The sequence below is a fragment of the Pseudomonas sp. Irchel s3f19 genome (genome assembly GCF_900187555.1).
Classification (GTDB): domain Bacteria; phylum Pseudomonadota; class Gammaproteobacteria; order Pseudomonadales; family Pseudomonadaceae; genus Aquipseudomonas; species Aquipseudomonas capeferrum.
This window is the reverse complement of sequence record NZ_FYDW01000030.1, coordinates 1-3,432: the sequence shown is the minus strand read 5'-3', so window position 1 is coordinate 3,432 and position 3,432 is coordinate 1. Positions and strand designations below refer to the sequence as shown.

At 63.5% G+C, this 3,432-nt stretch carries 3 protein-coding genes; 1 reads left to right on the top strand and 2 read right to left on the bottom strand.

All coding sequences use genetic code 11. The annotated features are described in order from the left end of the window. Positions 1–24: 24 nt before the first annotated feature. Both CKW22_RS27155 and iacA read right to left on the bottom strand, forming a co-directional pair. The gene (locus tag CKW22_RS27155) at positions 25–387 is read right to left on the bottom strand and encodes an IacB protein (RefSeq protein ID WP_095065632.1); all 363 of its coding nucleotides are present in this window, start codon (positions 385–387) and stop codon (positions 25–27) included. 17 nt (positions 388–404) lie between these two features. Beyond that, on the bottom strand, positions 405–1,574 hold the full coding sequence (gene iacA, locus CKW22_RS27150; protein WP_033698734.1) for an indole-3-acetate monooxygenase: 1,170 nt from the start codon (positions 1,572–1,574) through the stop codon (positions 405–407). A 522-nt stretch (positions 1,575–2,096) separates the two neighbouring features. Between iacA and CKW22_RS27145 the strand changes: the two genes are divergently transcribed. After that, positions 2,097–3,014, top strand: a complete 918-nt coding sequence (locus CKW22_RS27145) for a LysR family transcriptional regulator (protein WP_033698735.1) — start codon at positions 2,097–2,099, stop codon at positions 3,012–3,014. Positions 3,015–3,432: the final 418 nt, after the last annotated feature.

Genomic DNA, 3,432 nt, shown 5'->3' with positions numbered 1-3,432 from the left:
ATTGCTCACGGGGGCTTCCTCTACTCAGGCACGCTGGATGATCAGTTCGCGGCCGACACGGGCCTCGACCTTGGCATAGCGCCACAGCTTGTACGGCCCCTCGCCCACGGCCGTGGTGCGGAACAGGTTGCAGGCGGCGTGCACGGTTTCGATGTCCGGTACGTCAGCCAACAGGTAGGTGGTCCAGGGAAAGCCGTCGGACGGGCCGACCATGCCCTGGTCATCGTCCATGTTGCCCAGCACGTTCACCCCGGCCAGGTCGTGGATGCTATTCCACATCGCACTGAAGGCGGCCCACACCTGAAGCTGCTCCTCGCGAGGGGCATCGAAGAAGTTCTGGTTGATGCCCATGCAGAACAGCACGCGCAAGGTTTTCTTATCGCTCATGACAAATATCCCGAAAGTTACAGGTAGCCCGGAAGGGGCTGTTTACCGAAGAACATCGCCCCGGCGTTCTGGTAGGTGACGTCGCCCATGAAGGCGTGCTGGGTCACCACCTGCGCATCGTTGACGCAGCGGGCCAGCGGGCTTTCGTTGTAGATGCCGGTCATGCCCGAGAGCATCTGTACACTGCGCGCCACTTCGGCGGCCACGCGGGCGGCATGAGTGGAGGACAGGCGCAACAGGTTGGTGACCTCGACCGGTACCGGGTCGCCCGCCAGGACGTGCTCCCAGGCGCGTTCGATGGACTCGTAGAAGAACGCGCGAGCCGAGCGCAGCGCCGCCTCGGCCTTGGCCACATCGACCTGGGCCAGCGGCCGGTCAGCCAGTGCCGGGGCGCCGGTGACCGAAATGCGCCCACTGGCCATGCCCGACAGTTCGTCGAGCGCGGCGCGGGCGATGCCCAAGCCGACCACCGAGAGCACCTGGGTGGCGAACGACAGCGAGGGGTAACGGAAAAACGGCTCGTCCAGGTTGGGCTTGCCACCGCGCACGAAGGTCCATTGCTCGCCGACCACCACGTCCTCGACCACCAGGTCGTGGCTGCCGGTGCCGAGCAGCCCGACGGTGTCCCAGGTCTGCTCGATGCGCGCTTGCTGGCGCGGCATCACTGCCAGGCGTGGCAGGTCAAGCTTGTCGCCATTGCGCGGGGCGATGCCGACACCGACGATGTCAGCGCCCATGGAGCCGCTGGAGTACTTCCAGCGGCCGTTGACCTTGAAGCCGCCGGGCACGATCTCGGCGGGCTGTGGCGGGAAGATGCCACCGGCGAACACCGTGTCGGGGCTGTTGCCGTAGATCTCGGCGATGGTTTCCAGCGGCAGCGCCGCCAGGTACACAGGGCTCATGCCGAAGCTGGCCACCCAGCCGGCGGAGCCGTCTGCATGGGCGATGCGTTCGACCATTTCACAGAAGGCACCCGGCGAGCATTCAAGCCCACCGAAGCGTTTGGGCACCAGGGCGCGGTACACGCCATGGGCCTTGAACGCGTCGATCACATCGCGGGATATGTGGCGCTGGCGGTCGAACTCACCGAGGCGAGCCCGATCACGAACACCGTCAAGCAAGGCCTCGAAGGCAGGGCCAGAGGCGAGCGCCGACACAGGCGCGGCACGCAGGCAAAGCGATTCCATGGACTTTCTCCGTCTCAGGCGCGGTTTTTGTACTGATGCTTGTGGGGGGTGTTGGCTGGGCTCGGTGAAGGCAAGCACTGGCCATGCAGAGGGGCGTAGGCAGGTTTGGGCGGCATGGTCTGTCTCTCTTGTTTTAGGTGCCGGTGACAAATATTTGCGGCGATTTACGTGAATTGTCAATTGAATTTTCACGCTAAAACCCACGAAAAATCTGCTAGCAGCACCCAGAAGCATCCAAAAAAAACCGCTTATCTATCTGATTTAAATGAATTTAAAGGCAGAGATAGGCTGACCTGAACAGCGCAAAAAAAACTAAAGACCAACGCTGATATCACGAAAAATTTTTAGTGCCTTTTTCACATGATTTCTGCCAGAAAAAAACGCGTGTAGGATGGCCTGGCATGGAGCGCGACAACGCCGGCCAACCCACGCCGAGCAGACAAGAAAAACATCAAGCCAGCGCCCCACCAGGATCGATGGGGACACGCCAATGCCTGCCGTGATTACCCCGAGGTCGAGGTCATGCCCACCCGCCATATCGATCTGCAGGACCATCGCCTGCGCTACCTGCACCTGAGCCATGACAAGGGCTCGATGCGCGCCGCTGCCGAAGTGCTCGGTGTCGCCACCTCATCGGTCAGCCGGCAGATCGCCCGGCTGGAAGAAGAACTGGGCATCGAACTGGTCCGCCCCGGCACCCATCGCATCAGCCTGACCGCCGCCGGCGAAGCGGCCGTGGACTACTACATCGAGCGCACCCGCCAGCACGCGCTGCTGGTCAACCGCCTGGACGAACTGCGCGCCCGCCAGCAGGCGTCGACGGTGATCGCCATTGGCGAAGGCCTGCTGGGAGCCCGGGCGATCAATTCGTTGCAGGGCTTCTTGCATGCGCACAATGCGCACAAGGCCGAGATCATCAGCGCCCCGTCCTTGGAGGTGCAGCGCATGGTGCTGGCCGACGAGGCGCATCTGGGCGTGGTGTTTGCGCCCAACCCTGCAGCCCGCCTGACGCGGCTGTTCAGCCTGGCGCAGCCACTGCGGATGATCGTGCACCGCGACAGCCGCATGGCCGAACGCTCCACGGTCAGCCTTGCCGAAGTGGCCCGGGAATCGCTGGTGCTGCCCGGTGCCAATTTCCGCGTGCGCGAGTTGGCGGATGCCGCGTGCAAGGACCAGCCGTTTGCCATTGTGCCGACACTCACGTCCAACTCCCTGGCGGTGATTCTGGATTTCGTGCGGTCGGGGCTGGGGGCCACGTTGCTGGCTGAGCTGCCGATCATCGACGAGCTCAAGAGCGGCACCTTCAAGGCCCTGGCCATTGATTGCGAGGCGATGAACGCGACCGATATCCAGATCGTCACGCGCCGGGGCCGTACCCTGGATGGCATGAGCCGGGAATTGGCGACCGAGATGGCCAAGGCGGTGCGTATGGCGTTGTGATGTGTGCCAGGGTGCTTGCCGTTGTTTTTGTGGCGCTGCGGAGATCGAGCGCCGCCCGCGCGGCGCTTCGCGGGGCAAGCCCGCTCCCACATCTGTTTCGGGCCAGTGAGGTCTGTGGCATTTGCGCGCGACCGCCTTGTTTGTCCGACGCGATATTGAGGTGGGCACCAAGGGGCCGCGCGCCAATGCCTCAGGAATAATTGGCCCGAAACAGATGTGGGAGCGGGCTTGCCCCGCGAAGCGCCGCGCGGGCGGCGCTCGATCTCCGCCGCGCCACAAAAACAACGACGTACGCACCGCCCGCGCCCGTTGCACAAAACGCAACGACATTGATCGCCCCTGTCATTGAGCCCCACCCCCCTGCCCTTTAGCGTTGCTCCCATAAGAAAACGCCCCATAGGTGACCCCCGTGAGCAAC

Coding starts and splice junctions, on each gene's coding strand:
- CKW22_RS27155 (WP_095065632.1), bottom strand. CDS start 387: ATGAGCGATAAGAAAACCTTGCGCGTGCTGTTCTGCATGGGCATCAAC.
- iacA (WP_033698734.1), bottom strand. CDS start 1,574: ATGGAATCGCTTTGCCTGCGTGCCGCGCCTGTGTCGGCGCTCGCCTCT.
- CKW22_RS27145 (WP_033698735.1), top strand. CDS start 2,097: ATGCCCACCCGCCATATCGATCTGCAGGACCATCGCCTGCGCTACCTG.